The sequence below is a fragment of the Buttiauxella sp. JUb87 genome, from assembly GCF_004361975.1.
GTDB classification, from domain to species: Bacteria; Pseudomonadota; Gammaproteobacteria; order Enterobacterales; family Enterobacteriaceae; genus Buttiauxella; species Buttiauxella ferragutiae.
This window is the reverse complement of sequence record NZ_SNVY01000001.1, coordinates 1,618,631-1,639,344: the sequence shown is the minus strand read 5'-3', so window position 1 is coordinate 1,639,344 and position 20,714 is coordinate 1,618,631. Positions and strand designations below refer to the sequence as shown.

Below are 20,714 nucleotides of genomic sequence, written 5' to 3'. Positions count from 1 at the left end.
AGCATAAAAAAAACCTGCGTACAACCGTGTAGCGTCACCTGGTGACTTGCTTTTGATCCTGCACCAAACGTACCATTGAGACACTTGTTAGCACAGAGGATGGCCAATGTTCACTGGAAGTATTGTCGCGCTTGTGACGCCGATGGATGAGAAAGGTAATGTCTGCCGGTCAAGCCTGAAAAAACTGATTGATTACCATGTTGCCAGCGGGACTGCGGCGATTGTCTCGGTGGGGACCACCGGAGAGTCTGCTACGTTGAGCCATGAAGAGCACGGTGATGTGGTTCTGATGACGCTGGAGCTGGCCGCTGGCCGTATTCCGGTTATCGCAGGGACTGGCGCAAACGCCACCTCTGAAGCTATCTCCCTGACTCAGCGTTTTGAAAATAGCGGGATCGTCGGTTGCCTGACGGTAACGCCTTACTACAACCGTCCAACTCAGGAAGGACTGTTCCAGCACTTCAAAGCGATTGCTGAAAGCACCGACCTGCCGCAGATGCTGTACAATGTTCCTTCTCGTACCGGTTGTGACATGCTGCCTGAAACAGTAGGCCGCCTGGCGCAAATCAAAAATATTATCGGTATCAAAGAAGCTACCGGGAACTTAACTCGAGTAAATCAGATCAAAGAGCTGGTTGAAGATGACTTCATCCTGGTTAGCGGCGACGATGCTAGTGCACTGGACTTCATGCAATTAGGTGGCCACGGTGTGATTTCTGTGACGGCAAACGTAGCAGCGCGTGAAATGGCAGAAGTGTGTAAACTGGCCGCCAATGGGCAATATGCGCAAGCGCGCGTTATCAACGAACGTTTGATGCCGCTGCACAATAAATTATTTGTTGAACCCAACCCTATCCCAGTCAAATGGGCATGTCGGGAGTTGGGACTTGTGGCAACCGATACCTTACGCCTGCCAATGACACCGCTGACTGAAGCCAGTCGTCCGGTGATTATTAGCGCGCTCAAGCATGCCGGTTTGCTGTAAAGTTTAGGGAGATTTGATGGCTCACTCAGTACAGAAGTCGATGGTGGCGAAAGTTGCAGTGGTTTCGTTAGCCATGCTGTTGGCAGCATGCAGCACCGACCAGCGTTATAAGCGCCAGGTTAGCGGTGACGAAGCCTACTTAGATGCAGCACCACTTGCGGAAATCCATTCTCCGGCGGGGATGATCCTGCCGGTGCAGAACGGTGAATATAATGTTCCGGTCACCAACGGCAGCGGCGCAGTAGGCAAAGAGCTGGATATTCGTCCGCCAGCTCAACCTCTGGCATTAGTCAGTGGCGCGCGCACTCAGTTTACTGGGGATACCGCCACGCTGATGGTTGAAAGTGCGCGTAGCGCAACGCTGTGGCCGCAAGTTGTCAGTGTTCTTCAGGCAAAAAACTACGGCATTGATAAACGTGATGACGCGAGCCAGACTCTGTCCACTGAGTGGGTAGAATGGAACCGTGCTGATGAAGATCAACAGTACCGTGGGCGCTACCAGATCAGTGTGAAACCGCAGGGCTATCAACAAGCTGTGGTGGTTAAACTGCTGAATCTGGAACAGGCTGGCAAGCCAGTTTCTGACGCTGCATCCCTGCAGCGTTACAGCGCAGAAATGTTGAACAGCATTAGCGCAGGCCTGGATAAAACCCAGACTGACCAGCAGAACGCGAAAGACAACCGTGCAGCGACGCAACTTGATGTGCAAAGTGCCGCTGACGACACTGGCTTACCAATGCTGGTAGTGCGTGCTCCGTACAACGTTGTTTGGGGCCGTTTACCTGCAACGCTTGAGAAAGTCGGCATGAAAGTCACCGATGCTACGCGTTCAACCGGTAGCGTGGCGGTGACCTACAAACCATTGTCTGATAGCGCATGGCAAGATTTAGGGGCGAAAGACCCAGGTCTGTCCAGTGGCGACTATAAACTGCAAGTGGGCGACCTCGATAACCGCAGCAGTCTGCAGTTCATCGATCCAAAAGGTCACACGCTGACGCAGTCCCAGAACGATGCTCTGGTCGCTGTATTCCAGGCAGCATTCAGCAAGTAACTTTTAGAGGCCAGAGCAATCTGGCCTTTTTTCTGCCAGGCTACGCAAACGTGTGCGTAGCGATGGATAACGAAATTTTTAGTTAAATCACACCTGGAGTAAGAAAGATGCAAAAGCAAGCTGAGTTGTATCGTGGCAAAGCGAAGACCGTATACAGCACGGAAAACCCGGATCTGTTGGTGCTCGAATTCCGCAATGATACGTCAGCAGGGGACGGTGCCCGCATCGAACAGTTCGACCGTAAGGGCATGGTGAACAACAAGTTTAACCATTTCATTATGGCCAAACTGGAAGAAGCTGGCATTCCTACGCAAATGGAAGCACTGCTCTCCGACAACGAAATACTGGTGAAGAAGCTCGATATGGTGCCGGTTGAGTGCGTTATCCGCAACCGTGCTGCGGGTTCATTGGTTAAACGCCTGGGTATTGAAGAAGGCATTGAACTGAATCCACCCTTGTTTGATTTGTTCCTGAAAAACGATGAGATGCACGACCCGATGGTCAACGAATCTTATTGCGAAACGTTTGGTTGGGTGAACAAAGAGAACCTGGCGCGTATGCGTGAGCTGAGCTACAAAGCTAACGACGTGCTGAGCAAGTTGTTTGATGACGCAGGCCTGATCCTGGTCGATTTCAAGCTGGAGTTTGGTTTATTCAAAGGTGAGGTCGTATTGGGTGATGAGTTTTCCCCGGACGGTAGCCGCCTGTGGGACAAACAAACGCTCGACAAAATGGACAAAGACCGCTTCCGCCAGAGCCTCGGTGGTTTGATTGAAGCTTACGAAGAAGTGGCTCATCGTCTTGGCGTTAAATTAGACTAATTTCCTGCATAATTATTTTTAAAGCCGAATGTGTTTTCACATTCGGCTTTTTCACATCTTGTTTCCTATGGTAATCCTGCTATTAACCACCTACGATCTACTGATTACAAGATGTGAATATTGAGGTCTATTATGCGCTGGCAAGGTCGTCGCGAAAGCGACAATGTAGAAGACAGGAGAGGTCAATCTTCAGGTCCAAACTTTGGCGGTGGAGGTGGCGGGTTCCGTTTACCTGGCGGTAAAGGCGGTATTGTCATTCTCATTGTGGTCGTGGTCGCGAGTTATTACGGCGTTGACCTGACTTCACTGTTGTCTGGCGGACAACCCGTTCAACAGCAATCTACACAGCGTTCAATCAGCCCTAATGATGATGAAGCTGCCAAATTTACCTCGGTGATTCTGGCAACCACGGAAGATACCTGGGGGCAAATTTTCCAGAAGATGGGGCGGACGTATCAGCAACCAAAACTGGTGATGTACCGTGGCGCGACACGTACCGGGTGCGGCACTGGTCAGTCAATCATGGGGCCATTTTACTGCCCGGCAGACAGCACGGTGTATATCGATCTGTCTTTCTACGATGAAATGAAAAACAAACTGGGCGCAGATGGTGATTTCGCTCAGGGTTATGTCATTGCTCATGAAGTGGGGCATCACGTTCAGAAATTGCTCGGCATTGAACCGAAAGTTCGTCAGCTCCAGCAGGGGGCGACCCAGGCTGAAGGAAATCGTCTGTCGGTCAAAATGGAATTACAGGCAGACTGCTTCGCGGGTGTCTGGGGTAACAGCATGCAGAAACAAGAAGTGCTGGATGCCGGAGATTTACAGGAAGCATTGAATGCCGCAGAAGCCATTGGCGATGACCGCCTGCAACAACAAGGGCAGGGGCGTGTAGTGCCAGATAGCTTCACCCATGGTACTTCCGAGCAGCGTTACACTTGGTTTAAACGCGGTTTCGATAGCGGTGACCCTACCCAGTGCAATACCTTTGGCAACACTGTCAAATAACAAGATGTGACAAGGATTCAAGCTATGGAACAGCTTCGGCAAGCCACCACCCGCATGGTAGATGCGGGTATTCGTCGCATGTTGATACTGGCCGGTGAAAGCACGTGGAGCAGCCAACAAGTCCAGTCTCTCGTCCGGCAACTGCCAGGAGACTGGTTGTGGGTAGGAGCTGCGCCTGAGCTGCCACTTCACTGCGCCACCACCGCGCTGCGCACGTTGCTGGGGCGAGAGTTTCAGCACGCAGTATTTGACGCGCGAAACGGGCTGGATGCCGAAGCGCTCGCAGCCCTGGCCGGTACACTCAAAGCGGGAAGCTGGTTAGTACTGCTTGCGCCCGCGTGGAACAGTTGGCCGCTACGTCCCGATTCCGATTCGACCCGCTGGAGTGAGCAATCTGAAGCCATTCCCACGCCGCACTTTATCTCTCATCTGCAACACTGTATTCAAGCCGACAATGAATGTGTGCTCTGGCAGCAGCACCAGCCGCTAAAATTCTCGGGGTTTCCCCCACGTCCACAGTGGCATATGGCTAATGGTGCGCCTTTCGATGAGCAGGCGACTATTCTGGATACATTGCTGGATATGCCTGAAGGGATTGCGGTGGTAACCGCGCCGAGGGGGCGTGGAAAATCCGCTCTTGCGGGTATGTTACTGCGCAGGATTACCGGTACGGGGCTGGTGACAGCGCCCGCCAAAGCGGCAACGGATGTGCTCGCTGAACATGCCGGTGATTGTTTTAATTTTGTGGCACCAGACGCGCTGCTCACCAATAGTGAGGCCTTTAAGGCCGACTGGCTAATCATTGATGAGGCGGCCGCTATTCCGGCTCCTCAATTACGCCAGTTAATCTCCCATTTTCCTCGTGTGTTGCTGACCACCACGGTTCAGGGTTACGAAGGAACCGGAAGAGGCTTTATCCTCAAATTTTGCGCAAGCCTCGACACGTTAACGCGCTATACCCTGTCGACACCTATTCGCTGGGCTATCAACGACCCGCTGGAAAAACTCATCGATACGGTTTTGCTGTTTGATGAGGTAGATGTCAGCACCGTTGCACAGGGCACGATTTCCCTGCAACTCATTGAACACAATCGTGAAGCACAACCCTCGCTTCAACTACAACATATGTATCGCTTACTGTCAGGTGCGCACTATCGCACTTCACCACTGGACTGGCGGCGGATGCTGGATGCGCCAGGGCAGCATTTCATTGCCGCCAACTGCGGTGAAGAAACCATAGGTGCCAGCTGGCTGGTGGAAGAGGGCGGGCTGAGTGAGAACCTGAGCCGTGCTGTATGGGCTGGCTTCCGGCGCCCGCGTGGGAATCTGGTTGCACAATCACTGGCGGCTCACGGCGGTAGCCCATTAGCTGCCACGTTTAAAGGCTTGCGCGTCAGCCGCATTGCGGTGCATCCGCTGCGCCAGCGCCAGCAAATCGGCCAACAAATGATTGCCAGAGTGAAAGCTCACGCGCAGCAGGCCGCAGATTACCTTTCAGTCAGTTTTGGTTTTACCGACGAGCTTTGGCGCTTTTGGGAAAGTTGTGGCTTCGTGCTGGTGCGCGTGGGCAGCCATCGTGAGGCCAGCAGCGGGTGCTATAACGCGATGGCGTTGTTACCGCTTACACCACAAGGGGAAGCACTCACTCACCACGAACAGCACCGATTACAGCGCGATATTGCCTGGTTACAGCCGTGGATTGACCATCCATTACCCGTGATTGGCTGTGAAGAGGCTACGCTAAACAGTGATGACTGGCTGGAGTTGGCAGGTTTTGCGTTTGGGCATCGCCCGCTGGAAGCCTGTCTGGGTTCCCTGAATCGCTTATTACTCACTAGTGATATGCCACTGAATGCATTGCGTGGCCGCATCCAGCAACACCTGAGTGTAGAAATGCTCTGCCAACAATGGCGCATATCCGGGCGCAAAGCGCTGTTGAACGTCATGCGCCAGGAAGTGCAAAAGGCGCTGGAAAAACTCGATGAGCAACAGTGCATTGCGCTGAAAAGCGCGCTTTTGCAATTGCAATTTTTCCACTAAGTCGTTCAGTCAAATGGCATGGTCATCGCGATTCGTCGGCGTATAGTCAACTCCAGAAACTTAAGGAGAACACCATGCAACATGACCATTTTGTAGTCCAAAGCCCTGCCACTCCGGCTAAGCAACTGATGTTGTTATTTCATGGTGTTGGCGATAATCCTGTTGCCATGGGTGAAATTGGCGGCTGGTTTGCACCACATTTTCCTGATGCGTTGGTGGTCAGCATTGGCGGCCCGGCACCCAGTGGCCCGTATCAAGGTCGGGAATGGTTTTCCGTTGCCGGAGTGACGGAAGAAAACCGCCAGGCAAGGGTTGATGCCATCATGCCAACGTTTATCGAAGTGGTGCGTGACTGGCAGAGACACAGCGGTGTCGCGGCAAATGCCACTGCGCTGATTGGTTTCTCGCAAGGGGCTATCATGGCGCTTGAAGGCGTGAAAGCCGAGCCGTACCTCGCTTCTCGCGTAGTTGCTTTTAATGGTCGCTATGCAACGCTTCCTGAAAGCGCATCAACCTCAACCACCATTCATTTGATTCATGGTGATATTGACGGGGTGATTGATGTGAAACATGCCTTTGACGCCTCGGAAAAGTTAACGGAACTTGGAGGCGATGTGACGCTGGATGTGATTGACAATTTAGGCCACGCCATTGATGACCGCAGCATTCAGATTGCGCTGGACCATCTGCGTTATACCGTGCCGAAGCATTATTTCGATGAAGCGCTGAGCGGCGGTAAACCGAACGACGACGATATTGTTGAGTTTATGTGAGATGGGACTCCCTCACCCCGGGAGTGGTTCTTCTCCCTCTCCTGGGGGAGAGGGCTGGGGTGAGGGCAAAAACTAAGGTTTTTTCTTCGGGAAGTCGTCTTCGTCATCCCACTTGTCGTTGAAGTCACGATGCGGGGGAAGCTCGGGTTTATTCTCCATATATTTTTTCGGATCGATACGCTTCAGATCCTTAATAACATTCAGGAAAATACCGAGTAGAAATACCAGTACGATAATCCACCAGTAGTGTGATAGCCATTCCATGCCAATACCTCACTTAAGTTGCGCAGCCTGTCAGGCGACAAGCTGCTCCATAATACGTTGATACATACGGGCAAGCAGTTGCAGGTCTGCGGCGTTCACACACTCATTAATTTTATGAATGGTCGCGTTGACTGGCCCAAGCTCCACCACCTGCGCACCCATACGCGCGATAAAGCGTCCATCTGACGTGCCGCCCGTGGTCAACAGTTGCGGTCTAATTTCATTATAGTGCTCAACTGCATTCACTACCGCATCGACCAACTTGCCGCGTGAGGTCAGGAACGGCTGGCCGGAAAGCCACCAGTCGAGGGTATAGCGCAGTTGATATTTATCCAGCAGGGCAATCACGCGCTGTTTGATATCTTCGTCAGTCAGTTCGGTGCTGAAACGGAAGTTGAATTGCACGTACAAATCGCCAGGAATGACATTGTTGCTGCCGGTTCCGGCCTGAACGTTGGCAATCTGCATACTGGTGGCCGGGAAAAACTCGTTTCCTTTGTCCCACTCAATAGTGACTAATTCGTTCAGCATCGGTGCTGCGCGGTGCACCGGGTTATCGGCCAGATGCGGATAAGCAACATGCCCCTGCACACCATGTACGGTGAGATTGCAGGTCAATGAGCCGCGACGACCATTTTTCACCACATCACCGACGACTTCAGTGCTGGACGGTTCTCCGACCAGGCAATAATCGAGGCGCTCATTACGCGCCATCAAGGTTTCAACCACTTTCACCGTGCCATTTTTGGCGCTGGCTTCTTCATCTGAAGTAATCAGAAACGCGAGGCGGCCTTTGTGGCGCGGGTTCTGTGCAACAAAACGCTCTGCCGCAACCACCATGGCTGCCAGCGAACCTTTCATATCAGCCGCACCACGGCCAAACAGCAGACCATCGCGGATATTCGGTTCAAACGGCGGGTTAATCCAGCGATCGGCGTCACCTGAAGGTACCACGTCGGTATGGCCAGCAAACGCGAGCGTTTCGCCTTTTCCTCGCCATGCCCAGAAATTTTGTGTATCGCCAAAATCCATGTGCTCGATAGTAAAACCGATAGCACGCAGTCGCTCAATCATCAGCGCCTGGCAGCCAGCGTCGTCTGGGCTCAGGGAAGGACGGCGGATAAGCTGTTGCGTCAGCTCAATAACTGGGCAAGACATAGGACTACACCTCGTTGATAAACTGCTGATAGTTCGATTCATTGAAACCCAGCAGCATAGGCTGACCGGGCGCGTAGAGCAATGGGCGTTTGATGATTGCAGGCATTGAAATCATCAGATCCGCTGCGCTCTGCGCGTCAGTTATGCTCGCCCGATGGGCTTCATCGAGTTTCCGCCATGTTGTTCCTCGGGTATTTAACAGCGCTTCCCAGCCTAACTGCGCGATGAAACTATTCAATAAATCCGCATCCAGCCCGTCGACGCGATAATCATGAAATTGATAATCCACACCTTGAGTCTCCAGCCAGCGGCGTGCTTTCTTGATGGTGTCGCAGTTTTTAATACCGTAGAGAATTATCACGGAGTCAATCCTTATCTTTAGAGGTGATTATTTATGCAGGTAATTAGAATAATTAAAATGATAAAAAAGTCGCAAGGCAAAATATAGCCTAATAGCTAATCTAAAAGTTAGGTAATAGCGTTTCTTTTTACCGGGGTGGTTAATTTATAGCCATTAGATGTTACATAAACTCGGAGCCTTTGAACGCTGCGATAAGTCAGATTTTTCGTGGCCTACAGGGTAAAAATCCGAAAGTTGGTGAATCATTTTGTTTCAAGTTCGTCGTCACATTTTAAATTACCTGCTGAGCTGATAATTAACGCAATACGCAGTCGACTCTCAATATTTGATGATAGCCAGTGAAGCCACTAAGTATCGTCGCTTCACTCCATGGAAGGGATTACGTATAATTAGAGCAGTTATAAGAGAGGCGGTTATGATCGAACACGAACTAGGGAACTGGAAAGATTTCATCGAAGATATGCTTCGTAAATGAAACTAACAGCAAGAGCATGATGCTCTTATTCTCAATACACTTTGAGCCATACAAAAAGCGACCTGTTCAGGTCGCTTTTTTGTGGACTACTTTTCAGCATGCTCTTTAAGCGGGAAGCGCCGCCGCACCAGCACAAAGAACAGGGGAACGAAGAATATCGCCAGTATCGTGGCAGAAATCATCCCGCCCATCACGCCTGTCCCCACCGCATGCTGGCTACCGGAGCCTGCGCCACTGCTGGTGGCCATCGGCAACACGCCAAAGATAAATGCCAGAGAAGTCATTAATATTGGGCGTAAACGTTGGCGGCAGGCATACAGCGTAGCCGACAGCAAATCCTGACCCTTCTGATTCATTTCATTGGCAAATTCGACGATTAATATAGCGTTCTTCGCTGATAGCCCAATGACTGTCAGCAGGCCGACCTGGAAGTAGACGTCATTTTCCAGCCCACGCATCCAGGTGGCAAGTAACGCACCGATTACCCCTAATGGCACAACCAGCATCACCGAGAATGGCACAGACCAGCTTTCATAAAGTGCAGCCAGACACAGGAAAACCACTAACAGGGAAATGGCGTATAACGCTGGCGCTTGCGCACCGGAGAGGCGTTCCTGATAGGACATCGCTGTCCACTCAAGACCCAACCCGCCAGGTAACTGGTGCACCAGGTTTTCCATAATATCCATTGCTGTACCGGTGCTGACGCCTGGTGCTGCTTCGCCGACAATTTCTAATGCTGAATAGCCGTTGTAGCGCTCAAGACGTGGCGAGCCGGTTTCCCAATGTGAACTGGCAAACGCCGAGAAAGGCACCATTCCGCCGTCTTTGTTGCGCACATACCACTGGTTAATGTCTTCCGGCAGCATGCGGTATTTCGCTTCCGCCTGCACATACACCTTCTTCACGCGACCCCTGTCCATAAAGTCATTCACATAACTCGAACCCCATGCTGTTTGCAGGGTGTCGTTGATATCGTCGATGGAGACACCCAATGCCTGAGCTTTGCGCTGGTCAATATCGACTTGCAACTGTGGGCTGTCATCAAGGCCATTGTGGCGCACTCGAGTGAGGCGATCGTCTTTCCCCGCCAGGTCCAAAAGCTGATCCCTGGCGGCCATTAGCACGTCGTGACCGACGCCACCGTGATCTTGCAATTCCATATCAAAACCTGCCGAACTGCCTAAACCGTTGATAGCAGGCGGGCTGCTGGCGAAGACTCGTGCTTCTTTAATACGGTTAAATGCTTTGGTGGCTCGCTCGATAATGGCAAATGAAGTGCCGGTTTTAGCATCGCGATCGTCCCAGTTTTTCAGACGAATAAACATACGTGCGACGTTCTGACCATTCCCCCCTGGACCGGAGCCTACGGTGGCGAAGATGGAGAGAATATTTTCCTGCTCATGGCTGAAAAAGTAATCTTCCACTTGCTCTACAACCTGTAGCGTTTGTTGCTGGGTCGCACCGCTTGGAAGCTGAACCGAGGTGGTAAACATTCCGCGGTCTTCCTGCGGTAAAAATGAAGTGGGCAGATGTAAAAACAGCACTACCATGCCCCCCAGCAGCAGAACATAAACCAGGATCCAGCGCAGACTGCGGTGCAAAATCCGGCCAACGGCATTTTCGTATCTCAAGGCATTGCGGTTAAACATACGGTTAAACCAGCCGAAAAAGCCCTTTTGTCCGTGCTGTTCACCTTTGTGCAGCGGTTTTAATAATGTTGCACACAGCGCTGGGGTGAGGATCAGCGCCACCAGCACTGACAGCACCATGGAGGCAACAATCGTGATGGAAAACTGGCGGTAAATAGCTCCAGTAGTGCCACCGAAAAAGGCCATGGGCACAAATACGGCTGAAAGCACCATCGCGATGCCTACCAGTGCGCCCTGAATCTGGCCCATTGATTTTCGGGTCGCTTCTTTGGGCGATAACCCTTCCTCGGTCATGATGCGCTCGACGTTTTCCACCACCACGATAGCGTCATCCACCAGCAAACCTATCGCCAGCACCATAGCAAACATGGTCAACGTATTAATGCTGTAGCCAAAGGCATAGAGAATCGCGAACGTTCCCATCAGGACCACAGGAACGGCAATCGTGGGAATGAGTGTTGCGCGGAAGTTTTGTAAAAACAAATACATGACAAGGAAAACCAACGCGATGGCTTCCAGCAATGTTTTGACTACATCGGTAATGGAGGCCTTAACAAAAGAGGTGGTTTCATTGGCAATTTTATATTCCAGCCCGTGGGGGAAATAGGGGGCCAGTTCGTCGAGGCGAGAGAGAACTCTTTCCGCCGTCGCCATTTCATTCGCGCCGGAAGCCAGCTTGATGCCAAGGCCGGATGCCGGGTCGCGATTGTAGCGGTTGATGTAGTTGTAGTTCTCTCCCCCCAATTCCACCGTGGCCACCTGACCGAGGGTGACAACGGAGCCGTCCTGGTTCACCCGTAGCGTAATATCGCGAAACTGCTCTGGAGTTTGTAACAGGGATTGCGAATTAATGGTGGCGTTTAATGCCTGTTTATCGACCGATGGCGTGCCGCCTAATTGCCCAACGGCGATCTGCGCATTTTGGGAGGAAATGGCGTCCGTCACGTCTTTGGCGGTCATTTGGTAACTAGTGAGTTTGTTCGGATCGAGCCAGATGCGCATTGAGAACTGCGAACCAAAGGCGTCGATATCGCCGACACCGTTCACACGGCTCAGCGGTTCCTGAATATTACTGGCGACGTAATCGGCAATGTCCTGCTTATCCATACTGTGGTCAGTAGAAACGAAAGCGAGCGTCAAAATATTGGTATCGCCGGTTTTCCTGACGGTTACGCCCTGGGTTTGCACCGCTTGCGGAAGCTTACGCAAGGCGGATTGCAGCTGGTTTTGCACCTGTTGCACGGCTTCGTCAGGATCGGTTCCTGCTATAAATGTCAGTGTCACACTAGCCTGGCCGGTGGCGCTGCTTTGTGACGACATATACATCAGGTTATCCAGCCCGGTCATATTCTGCTCAATCACCTGCGTAACCGTGTTTTCCAGCGTTTGTGCCGATGCACCTGGATAGTTTGCGGTGATACGCACGTTTGGCGGTGCGAGGTCTGGATACTGTTCGACAGGAAGAGAGAAAATCGCGAGCAAACCAGTGAGGCACAAAATAATGGCTAATACCCACGCAAAAATGGGGCGATTGATAAAGAAATTCGCCATTCAGTCAGGACCTCGTTAGTACTTCAGATTGTGATTATGAGTCTCAGTCGTCACTGTAGCCTTTACCGCAGGTCCAAACGTGGAGAAATTGAGGAGATATTGTAAAAAATCTTCGCGCTCTGTAGTGGAATCGGTTTGCTGTTGGCGATGTTAAAAGCCACGACGTTCAAGATATAAGACGGTTGCTGCGACTCGGGAACGAACCTGAAGTTTACGCAGCAAATTGCGAATATGCACTTTCACGGTTTCTTCAGAAATATGCAGGCCTGAAGCAATTTGTTTATTTGATAACCCTCTGGCGACTTCTTGTAACACGTCTAATTCACGTTCGGTCAACACGGCAAACGGATCTTCACTGTATTTTTCGAAACTGCGGGTACGTAAATATTCCGCGACTTGTTTGCTATAGGCTTCGCCCTCAGTGGCTCCACGACGAATATCTTCGAGCAGCACGTCGGGATCGCTATCTTTCAGCAAATATCCATCGGCACCGGCATCAATCAGCGTGAAAATATCGCTACGTGAATCAGATACCGTCAGCACCACGATACGCCCACTGACACCATCACGACGCATCGCATTGAGCGTGTCCAACCCACTCAAACCTTTCATATTGAGGTCGAGCAAAATCAGATCGGGAGCCAGGCGATTCGCCAGACTAATAGCCTCAGCACCGCTGCTGGCTTCACCCACCACGCGAAAGCTGTCATCCATTTCCAGCAACTGGCGGATGCCACGACGCATTAACGGATGATCATCAACGATCAACACCTGACAGACAGTTTTCTCACTCATCATATACCCCAATATGTTTCACATTTTTATCATTATAAATTTATGGATGTTTCGTGCGTCGCTTGTTCTGCCGGTGGCGATCTAAAACTCAACGCAATCAAAGTCCCACCCTGAGGAGGGCGGGAAATAGCCAGCTCACCACCTAAACGGGTGGCACGTTCCTGCATGATGTTAAGTCCGTAATGTCCCTCGGGTTCGGTCAGGCTGGCAATCCCAGTACCGTCATCGAGTATATTCACAGTATGAATTCCTGAGCGTGAAGTGCTACAGCTTACGGATATTTTAGTGGCATGCGCATGTTTAATCGCATTTAACACAGCTTCGCGAATAATTTGCAGTAAATGCACCTGCTGCGAGGCATCTAACGCCTGAGTCGGAATATTACAATCCAGAGTGAGAGTTGCGTCGGTCTGCTTGCGCAGCGGAGCGATCATTTCCTGCAATGCCGAAGGTAAGTCTGCTTGCTGGAGCGTCAGGCGGAAGGTGGCCAACAACTCGCGTAACTGGCGATAGGCATCATTCAATGCCTGGGAAAAATCATTAATAATGTGCTGTGCAGGCTGGTTCTGGGCCGGAACTGCACGTTTTAGCAAGGTGAGTTGAATGCGTAAATAGGAGAGCACTTGCGCCAGCGAATCATGCAGTTCTCGGGCAATGGTCGCGCGCTCTTCCATCAACAATAGCTGCTGATAGTGCTTTTGCGCCTGATTGAAATAGAGCCCGCGCCCCAGCATATTGGCCAGGCTTTGCATCAGCGGCAGCGGTGGAACACCTTGTGGGGCTTGCCAACGGAGCAGACCCAGTTCTTTATCCTCAAGCACAATCGGCAAGGTTTGCCATGCCTGATCATTATGTTGAACGCCGTTTTGTATCTTCCAGTTTTCACCGGTTTTCATCTCAAGATAATTGACCTGCGTTTTCTGTCTTACTTGCTGCAACACGCGCTCGAAACAGTGTTGATCGATGGTACTGACCGTCAGTGCTTGCGAGCAGGCGTACAAGACTTCCAGTGTGCGGTTGGCCTCTTGTAAATCCAGCGTTTTTGCCTGCACGCTCTCTTCAAGTGAGCGATAAAGTTTCTTCAACTCACCGGACATGCGAGTGAAGGTCTGTGACAGCAAACCCAGTTCGTTCGGCAACTGCATACTCAATAGCGGGTAATCGAATTCACCGCGCTCTATAGCGCGGCTGGCTTCCATCAGTTTATTGAGTGGAGCCACCACCTGCTGGCGGAAGCGGCGTAACGTGAAAAACACCAGCGTGAAAATGGCAATAAAACCCACCACCGAGGCGATAACAACCTGCATCATTTTGCGTTCAGCATAATGCTGAAGCGCCAGCACAAAGAGATCGATTTGCTCGACGTAGCCTGCGATGTTTGCCCGATACCATTGCAAATCGCCCTGGCGGATGTGTTGTTCCATCTCCGCCCAGGCGTAATTAATTGTGGCAAAGCGAGTTCGGACTTCCGCTGGCACCCAGAATTTCTCGATTTTAAGCAGGGCAGGTGAGAGTAATGATTGGCTGTATTGCTCAAGGTGCTTATCGATATGGGCACGGTCGCCCTGCAAATCATAACCCAGGCGATAGCTTTGCATACGCAATGACCCTGCGACATTCACCGCTTCGGCATCACGTAAACTGCTCGCAAGGGTAAGCATCGCAATGCCTGTAGAAAGCAGCGATAGCAAAATAATATAAAAAAAGGCGCGGGCCAGGCTCGTGGAAACCGAGCGTTTTACTATCACTAAATATTTACCCGTCGAAATAATAGAGAGCGAAACGTACCAGAAACTGGCTTCGTCACAAATCCTCGTTGTTTATATTTCGGCATATCTTCCAAAATAGAGCTTAGGAATTAACTCTGTGACATCACAAGCATAACTGCTGCATAACAAAACGCAGAAAAACGAGGTTTCATCAAACACGAAAAGAAATTGATCCGTACCAGGTTATTAGCAGATTTCAGAGCAAACTGGGCAAATGACCATTGCCAGTTAATACATCGCCAGGTGATAACATCACCCCATAAAAAATTTACCCGTCATCCTTCAAGCCGCAGGGGTGTTGGCTGCACTCACTTACCCGAATCACTTACTTAAGTAAGCTCATCGGGATAAGCTCCCTGGCCGCCTACCTGCAACTTGAATGCTAACGAGTAATCGCCTTCTGTTCTTGATAACAGGCAAGGGGTAAAGATGAATCGTTTTGTTCTCGCTAATGCTCAACAATGTATTGGCTGCCATGCCTGCGAAGTGGCATGTGTGATGTCCCACAATGAAGAAAAGCATGTTCTGACCAGCCAGCAATTCCAGCCACGGATTGCGGTGATGAAGCATGAGGGACGACGCAATGCCGTGACTTGCCGCCACTGTGAAGATGCCCCATGTGCCAGCAGTTGTCCAAATGAAGCAATATCCCGCGTCAGAGAGAGTGTGCAGGTTAACCAGCGCAAGTGCATCGGCTGCAAATCCTGCGTGGTAGCCTGCCCGTTTGGTGCCATGCAAATCATCACCGTTCCGCTTAATGATGGCCGGTCGGTAAAAGCCAGCGCCCATAAATGCGATTTATGCCAGCACCGTGAAAATGGCCCGGCTTGTGTAGAAAACTGCCCCAGTAAAGCACTGAAACTCATCAGCAGTGAAACACTTGCTGGGCTGGCAAAAGCCCGGCGTTTACGCTCCGCGGCTCAGGAATCTCAGCCGTGGCACAGTAGCGCGCAGCAACACATGGCGCAACAGCCGTTGCTGGCTGCTGACTTAACCAAAGTGAACAAAATGCGCGCCACACCAGCGCGACAAGACCCCGACAAAATTGACCTGGTATCACGCAAAACCGGCTTTGGTGAAATCTATCGTACCTTCGATAAAATCCAGGCGGAAAGCCAGGCCGACCGCTGTCTGAAATGCGGTGAACACAGTATTTGTGAATGGACTTGCCCGCTGCACAACCATATTCCACAGTGGATTGAACTGGTCAAAGAAGGGCGCATTCTGGAAGCGGTCGAGCTTTCGCATCAGACAAACTGCCTGCCGGAGGTGACCGGACGCGTCTGCCCGCAAGACCGCTTATGTGAAAGCGCCTGTACCCTCAAAGATGAATACGGTGCTGTCACCATCGGCAATATTGAACGTTATATTTCCGATAATGCGTTTGCGAGCGGCTGGACGCCGGACCTCTCTTATGTCACACCGACAAACCGCCGTGTCGCGGTGATTGGCGCAGGCCCGGCTGGGCTTGCCTGTGCAGATATTCTGGCGCGAAACGGCGTTCAGGCCACGGTGTTTGACCGCCATCCAGAAATCGGCGGGCTGCTGACGTTTGGCATTCCTGCGTTCAAGTTGGATAAATCGTTATTAAGCCGTCGTCGTGAGATTTTCAGTGCGATGGGTATCGAATTTAAACTCAACACTGAAGTGGGTCGTGACATTCCGCTGCAACAGGTTCTGGCTGAGTTTGATGCGGTATTTGTTGGTGTTGGCACGTACCGCTCAATGAAAGCCGGGCTGCCAAACGAAGACGCGCCAGGGGTTTACGACGCGCTACCGTTCCTGATTGCTAACACTAAACAGGTGATGGGGCTGCCTGAATTACCTGATGAACCGTATATCAATATGGCGGGTCAGCAGGTGGTAGTTTTGGGCGGTGGTGACACGGCAATGGACTGTGTGCGCACTTCTTTACGCCATGGGGCGGAGCGGGTGACATGTGCTTATCGTCGCGACGAAGCCAACATGCCGGGCTCCAAAAAAGAGGTCAAAAATGCCCGCGAAGAAGGGGCATTGTTTGAGTTCAACGTGCAGCCGCTGAACATTGAACTTGATGAAAGTGGCCAGGTGATGGGAATTCGCATGCTGCGCACGTGCATGGGTGAGCCGGATGAGCAAGGCCGCCGTCGTCCGGAACCGATTGAAGGTTCCGAATTTGTGATGCCAGCAGATGCGGTGATTATGGCATTTGGCTTCCACCCGCACGGTATGCCGTGGCTGGAAGAGCACAGCGTGAAACTCGACAGCTGGGGGCGAATCATCGCCAGCGTTGAGGATAAATTGCGATACCAAACCAGCAACCCGAAAATTTTTGCCGGGGGCGATGCGGTACGTGGAGCCGACCTGGTGGTGACCGCGATGGCGGAAGGCCGCCATGCCGCTGCGGGAATAATGGAATATCTGGCGGTTCCCCCTCAGCGCCTGAATTAACGGCAAATCTCACCCCAGCTTTGTGTCGGGGTGAGTGTTTGTTTTACAAAACGAATTCCTTTTTGATCCCACCCCTGTATTTACCCCTAAAGGGTGATGCCTCTACCACCCCTTCGTCACATATGGTAACGCTCATAAAAAGTATGGAAATAACAACGTTATCTGAGACTGATGACAAACGTCTTCGTAGGTCGGATAAGCGCAGCGGCATCCGACACCACAGGCGTAAATGGTGGATGACGCTAACGCTTATCCACCCTACAAAACTCATAAAAAGTATGGAAATAACAAAGTTATCTTTGCCAGCTTCGCGATGTGGAGCCTGGCTTTTGTGATGCAAGGATGTGCCTTATGGCTGATTTTTCCCGACGTGGACTATTAACCGGCAGCTTTCGCCGCTCCGGTACTGCCTTCCGCCCACCCTGGAGCGGAGATGAAAACCATTTTCTGGTGGATTGCACGCGCTGCGATGCCTGCCTGTCGGCCTGTGAAACACGTGTTTTAAAACGCGGTCAGGGTGGCTATCCCGAAGTTAACTTTGCCCACGGTGAATGCACCTTCTGCTACGCCTGCGCGCAAGCTTGCCCTGAAAAAATCTTTCTTAAACGCGAGGTTTCCCCCTGGGAACATACCTTGTCGATTGGCGATAACTGCCTTGCCAGAAACAGCATCGAGTGCCGCAGTTGCCAGGACAGTTGCGAAACTCAGGCGATTGCCTTTCGCCCCTCGCTACAAGGCATCGCACAACCTCTACTTAACCACGCTGATTGCACCGCTTGCGGCGCATGTATTGCCGGTTGTCCGGTTTCAGCCATCACTATGAGACACGCAAATGCAGGCTAACTGGCACGTCGCAGGCCTGGTGGTTCAGGCCCAACCCCACAATATTCTCGCGGTTGGCGCCGCAATAAACGAACTACCGGGCAGCGAAGTTGCAGCAAGTGATGCTGAACACGGCAAATTAGTCGTGGTTATGGAGGCAGCGCGCAGTGATGTGCTGCTGAATCAAATTGAGTCGGCACGCAATATTGCGGGTGTGCTGGCGGTGTCGCTGGTTTATCACCAGCAGGATGAGCAAGGTGAGGAAACACCATGAAACTCAGTCGTCGTAGCTTTATGAAAGCGAACGCTATTGCAGCCGCGGCGGCTGCCGCAGGTCTTAGCGTACCGAGCGTTGCCCGAGCCGTTGTCGGGAAACAAGACGCCATCAAATGGGATAAAGCCCCGTGCCGTTTTTGTGGCACCGGTTGTGGCGTATTAGTCGGCACACAAGATGGACGCGTAGTGGCAAGCCAGGGCGACCCTGATGCGCCGGTAAACCGTGGCCTGAACTGCATCAAAGGCTACTTCCTGCCAAAAATCATGTACGGAAAAGACCGTCTTACCCAGCCGCTGTTGCGCATGAAAGACGGCCAGTTCGATAAAGAAGGCGAATTCGCTCCCATCAGCTGGGAGCAGGCCTTTGACATCATGGAACAAAAATTTAAAGCCAGCCTGAAGGAAAAAGGGCCGGAAGCGGTCGGGATGTTTGGCTCCGGTCAGTGGACGGTTTGGGAAGGTTACGCTGCCTCTAAATTATTCAAAGCCGGTTTTCGTTCTAACAACCTCGACCCGAACGCGCGCCACTGCATGGCTTCGGCGGTGGTGGGCTTTATGCGCACTTTCGGCATGGACGAACCGATGGGTTGCTACGACGACATCGAGCAGGCCGACGTCTTCGTGCTGTGGGGCTCGAACATGGCCGAGATGCATCCGGTTTTATGGTCGCGCATCACCAGCCGTCGTCTGTCGAATGAAAATGTTAACGTCGCGGTTCTTTCGACTTTCGAGCATCGAAGCTTTGAGCTGGCCGACAACGGCATGGTGTTTACGCCGCAAAGCGACCTGGCGATTCTTAACTACATCGCGAACTACATCATTCAGAACAATGCCATCAACGAATCGTTCTTTAAGCAGCATGTGAATCTGCGCAAAGGCGTGACGGATATCGGCTACGGTTTGCGCCCAACCCATCCGCTGGAAAAAGCCGCCAAAAACCCAGGTTCTGATGCCTCCGAGCCGATGAGCTTTGAGGATTACAAAGCGTTCGTTGCCGAGTACACGCTGGAAAAAACCGCTGAGATGAGCGGTGTACCGACAGACCAACTCGAAGCGCTGGCGAAGTTGTACGCCGACCCGAACAAGAAAGTCATTTCTTACTGGACGATGGGCTTCAACCAGCACTCACGCGGTGTCTGGGCTAACAACCTGGTTTACAACATCCACTTATTGACCGGCAAAATTTCCCAGCCTGGCTGTGGGCCGTTCTCGTTAACCGGCCAGCCTTCGGCTTGTGGTACGGCGCGTGAAGTCGGGACTTTCTCTCACCGCCTGCCAGCCGACATGGTGGTCACCAACGAGAAACACCGCCAAATCGTCGAAAACACCTGGCAACTTCCTGCTGGCACCATCCCGGCGAAAGTCGGTTTACATGCCGTGGCACAAGACCGTGCGCTGAAAGATGGCAAGCTCAACGTTTACTGGGTGATGTGTAACAACAACATGCAGGCCGGGCCGAACATTACCGAAGAACGAATGCCGGGCTGGCGCGATCCGCGCAACTTCGTGATTGTCTCCGATCCTTACCCGACGATCAGCGCATTAAGCGCGGATCTGATCCTGCCAACCGCAATGTGGGTGGAAAAAGAAGGCGCTTACGGCAATGCCGAACGCCGCACCCAGTTCTGGCGTCAGCAGGTTAAAGCGCCGGGCGAGGCTAAATCCGATCTCTGGCAGCTCGTTCAGTTTGCGAAGCGATTCAAAGTTGAAGAAGTGTGGCCAGCTGAATTGCTCGACCAGAAACCGGAGTATCGTGGCAAAACGCTGTTTGACGTGCTGTTTGCCAACTCCAGTGTCAGCAAATTCCCGGTCACGGAACTGGCTGAAGGGCAGTTGAATGACGAATCCCACGAGTTAGGTTTCTACCTGCAAAAAGGGTTGTTCGAGGAGTACGCCAGTTTTGGGCGTGGCCACGGGCATGACCTGGCTCCGTTTGATGATTACCACAAAGCGCGCGGTTTACGCTGGCCGGTGGTTGATGGCAAAGAAACGCTGTGGCGCTACAGCGAAGGCCACGACCCGTATGTGAAAGCGGGCGAAGGCTTCAAATTCTATGGCAAACCCGACGGCAAAGCGGTGATCTTCGCACTGCCATTTGAGCCTGCGGCAGAATCCCCGGACCAGGAATACGACCTGTGGTTATCCACCGGGCGCGTGCTGGAACACTGGCATACCGGCAGCATGACACGCCGTGTACCGGAACTGCATCGTGCCTTCCCGGAAGCGGTGTTGTTTATTCATCCGCTTGATGCCAAAGCGCGTGATTTGCGTCGTGGCGACAAAGTGAAAGTGATTTCACGCCGTGGCGAAGTGATTTCGATTGTCGAAACCCGTGGTCGTAACAAGCCGCCGCAGGGGCTGGTGTACATGCCGTTCTTCGACGCCGCGCAACTGGTCAATAACCTGACGCTCGACGCGACCGATCCGCTTTCAAAAGAGACGGATTATAAGAAATGCGCTGTCAAACTGGCGAAGGTGTAAGG

Annotated in this window: 17 protein-coding genes; 11 read left to right on the top strand and 6 right to left on the bottom strand. The window is 52.0% G+C overall.

Translation table 11 applies throughout. The annotated features are described in order from the left end of the window. Nucleotides 1-106: 106 nt before the first annotated feature. From dapA to ypfH, 6 genes are all read left to right on the top strand, one after another. Nucleotides 107-985 carry a 4-hydroxy-tetrahydrodipicolinate synthase gene (gene dapA, locus EC843_RS07740; protein WP_064544515.1) on the top strand — a complete coding sequence of 293 codons (879 nt, stop codon included), beginning with the start codon at nucleotides 107-109 and terminating at the stop codon, nucleotides 983-985. A 16-nt stretch (nucleotides 986-1,001) separates the two neighbouring features. Then, a complete protein-coding gene (gene bamC, locus EC843_RS07735; RefSeq protein ID WP_064544517.1) occupies nucleotides 1,002-2,036 on the top strand; it encodes an outer membrane protein assembly factor BamC in 1,035 nt (344 codons plus the stop codon). Nucleotides 2,037-2,143: 107 nt separating this feature from the next. Beyond that, entirely contained in the window at nucleotides 2,144-2,857 is a 714-nt protein-coding gene (gene purC / locus EC843_RS07730) for a phosphoribosylaminoimidazolesuccinocarboxamide synthase (RefSeq protein WP_064544519.1), read from the top strand. Nucleotides 2,858-2,989: 132 nt separating this feature from the next. Beyond that, a complete protein-coding gene (locus EC843_RS07725; protein ID WP_133522008.1) occupies nucleotides 2,990-3,865 on the top strand; it encodes a neutral zinc metallopeptidase in 876 nt (291 codons plus the stop codon). A 24-nt stretch (nucleotides 3,866-3,889) separates the two neighbouring features. Continuing rightward, nucleotides 3,890-5,905, top strand: coding sequence for a GNAT family N-acetyltransferase (locus tag EC843_RS07720; protein WP_166642046.1), 2,016 nt, complete (start codon nucleotides 3,890-3,892; stop codon nucleotides 5,903-5,905). Nucleotides 5,906-5,979: 74 nt separating this feature from the next. Further along, nucleotides 5,980-6,678: an esterase gene (ypfH, locus tag EC843_RS07715; RefSeq protein WP_064544523.1), complete on the top strand. Its 699-nt coding sequence runs from the start codon at nucleotides 5,980-5,982 to the stop codon at nucleotides 6,676-6,678. Nucleotides 6,679-6,750: 72 nt separating this feature from the next. Here ypfH and EC843_RS07710 read toward each other — a convergent pair whose 3' ends face one another. Genes EC843_RS07710 through EC843_RS07700 form a run of 3 tightly spaced genes read right to left on the bottom strand, consistent with a single transcriptional unit; the run spans nucleotide 6,751 to nucleotide 8,461 of the window. After that, entirely contained in the window at nucleotides 6,751-6,942 is a 192-nt protein-coding gene (locus EC843_RS07710) for a YpfN family protein (protein WP_064544527.1), read from the bottom strand. Between the two features lie 30 nt (nucleotides 6,943-6,972). After that, a complete protein-coding gene (gene dapE / locus EC843_RS07705) occupies nucleotides 6,973-8,100 on the bottom strand; it encodes a succinyl-diaminopimelate desuccinylase (protein ID WP_133522007.1) in 1,128 nt (375 codons plus the stop codon). Nucleotides 8,101-8,104: 4 nt separating this feature from the next. Further along, nucleotides 8,105-8,461: an ArsC family reductase gene (locus EC843_RS07700; protein ID WP_064544531.1), complete on the bottom strand. Its 357-nt coding sequence runs from the start codon at nucleotides 8,459-8,461 to the stop codon at nucleotides 8,105-8,107. A 415-nt stretch (nucleotides 8,462-8,876) separates the two neighbouring features. On the opposite strand from EC843_RS07700, the gene ypfM reads away from it, so the two are divergent. Continuing rightward, nucleotides 8,877-8,936, top strand: a complete 60-nt coding sequence (gene ypfM / locus EC843_RS07695; protein WP_087867655.1) for a protein YpfM — start codon at nucleotides 8,877-8,879, stop codon at nucleotides 8,934-8,936. Between the two features lie 86 nt (nucleotides 8,937-9,022). Here the strand turns inward: ypfM and acrD are convergent, their stop codons facing one another. The 3 genes from acrD to narQ all read right to left on the bottom strand — a co-directional run bounded on the left by acrD (nucleotide 9,023) and on the right by narQ (nucleotide 14,682). After that, nucleotides 9,023-12,139, bottom strand: a complete 3,117-nt coding sequence (gene acrD, locus EC843_RS07690) for a multidrug efflux RND transporter permease AcrD (protein ID WP_064544534.1) — start codon at nucleotides 12,137-12,139, stop codon at nucleotides 9,023-9,025. A gap of 150 nt (nucleotides 12,140-12,289) precedes the next feature. Next, nucleotides 12,290-12,934, bottom strand: coding sequence for a nitrate/nitrite response regulator protein NarP (gene narP / locus EC843_RS07685; protein ID WP_064544536.1), 645 nt, complete (start codon nucleotides 12,932-12,934; stop codon nucleotides 12,290-12,292). 32 nt (nucleotides 12,935-12,966) lie between these two features. Beyond that, the gene (gene narQ / locus EC843_RS07680) at nucleotides 12,967-14,682 is read right to left on the bottom strand and encodes a nitrate/nitrite two-component system sensor histidine kinase NarQ (protein ID WP_133522006.1); all 1,716 of its coding nucleotides are present in this window, start codon (nucleotides 14,680-14,682) and stop codon (nucleotides 12,967-12,969) included. Nucleotides 14,683-15,132: 450 nt separating this feature from the next. Between narQ and aegA the strand changes: the two genes are divergently transcribed. The 4 genes from aegA to napA all read left to right on the top strand — a co-directional run bounded on the left by aegA (nucleotide 15,133) and on the right by napA (nucleotide 20,712). Continuing rightward, on the top strand, nucleotides 15,133-17,133 hold the full coding sequence (gene aegA / locus EC843_RS07675; RefSeq protein ID WP_133522005.1) for a formate-dependent uric acid utilization protein AegA: 2,001 nt from the start codon (nucleotides 15,133-15,135) through the stop codon (nucleotides 17,131-17,133). 351 nt (nucleotides 17,134-17,484) lie between these two features. Beyond that, on the top strand, nucleotides 17,485-17,976 hold the full coding sequence (gene napF / locus EC843_RS07670) for a ferredoxin-type protein NapF (protein WP_133522004.1): 492 nt from the start codon (nucleotides 17,485-17,487) through the stop codon (nucleotides 17,974-17,976). Further along, the gene (napD, locus tag EC843_RS07665; RefSeq protein WP_064544547.1) at nucleotides 17,966-18,229 is read left to right on the top strand and encodes a chaperone NapD; all 264 of its coding nucleotides are present in this window, start codon (nucleotides 17,966-17,968) and stop codon (nucleotides 18,227-18,229) included. Before napF ends, napD begins: the two co-directional genes overlap by 11 nt. Continuing rightward, complete coding sequence (gene napA / locus EC843_RS07660; protein ID WP_121815124.1) at nucleotides 18,226-20,712, top strand: nitrate reductase catalytic subunit NapA; 2,487 nt, start codon at nucleotides 18,226-18,228, stop codon at nucleotides 20,710-20,712. Before napD ends, napA begins: the two co-directional genes overlap by 4 nt. The last annotated feature ends 2 nt before the right edge of the window (nucleotides 20,713-20,714 follow it).

Coding starts and splice junctions, on each gene's coding strand:
- dapA (WP_064544515.1), top strand. CDS start 107: ATGTTCACTGGAAGTATTGTCGCGCTTGTGACGCCGATGGATGAGAAA.
- EC843_RS07710 (WP_064544527.1), bottom strand. CDS start 6,942: ATGGAATGGCTATCACACTACTGGTGGATTATCGTACTGGTATTTCTA.
- ypfH (WP_064544523.1), top strand. CDS start 5,980: ATGCAACATGACCATTTTGTAGTCCAAAGCCCTGCCACTCCGGCTAAG.
- acrD (WP_064544534.1), bottom strand. CDS start 12,139: ATGGCGAATTTCTTTATCAATCGCCCCATTTTTGCGTGGGTATTAGCC.
- napD (WP_064544547.1), top strand. CDS start 17,966: ATGCAGGCTAACTGGCACGTCGCAGGCCTGGTGGTTCAGGCCCAACCC.
- EC843_RS07720 (WP_166642046.1), top strand. CDS start 3,890: ATGGAACAGCTTCGGCAAGCCACCACCCGCATGGTAGATGCGGGTATT.
- dapE (WP_133522007.1), bottom strand. CDS start 8,100: ATGTCTTGCCCAGTTATTGAGCTGACGCAACAGCTTATCCGCCGTCCT.
- narP (WP_064544536.1), bottom strand. CDS start 12,934: ATGAGTGAGAAAACTGTCTGTCAGGTGTTGATCGTTGATGATCATCCG.
- napA (WP_121815124.1), top strand. CDS start 18,226: ATGAAACTCAGTCGTCGTAGCTTTATGAAAGCGAACGCTATTGCAGCC.
- EC843_RS07725 (WP_133522008.1), top strand. CDS start 2,990: ATGCGCTGGCAAGGTCGTCGCGAAAGCGACAATGTAGAAGACAGGAGA.
- aegA (WP_133522005.1), top strand. CDS start 15,133: ATGAATCGTTTTGTTCTCGCTAATGCTCAACAATGTATTGGCTGCCAT.
- bamC (WP_064544517.1), top strand. CDS start 1,002: ATGGCTCACTCAGTACAGAAGTCGATGGTGGCGAAAGTTGCAGTGGTT.
- napF (WP_133522004.1), top strand. CDS start 17,485: ATGGCTGATTTTTCCCGACGTGGACTATTAACCGGCAGCTTTCGCCGC.
- purC (WP_064544519.1), top strand. CDS start 2,144: ATGCAAAAGCAAGCTGAGTTGTATCGTGGCAAAGCGAAGACCGTATAC.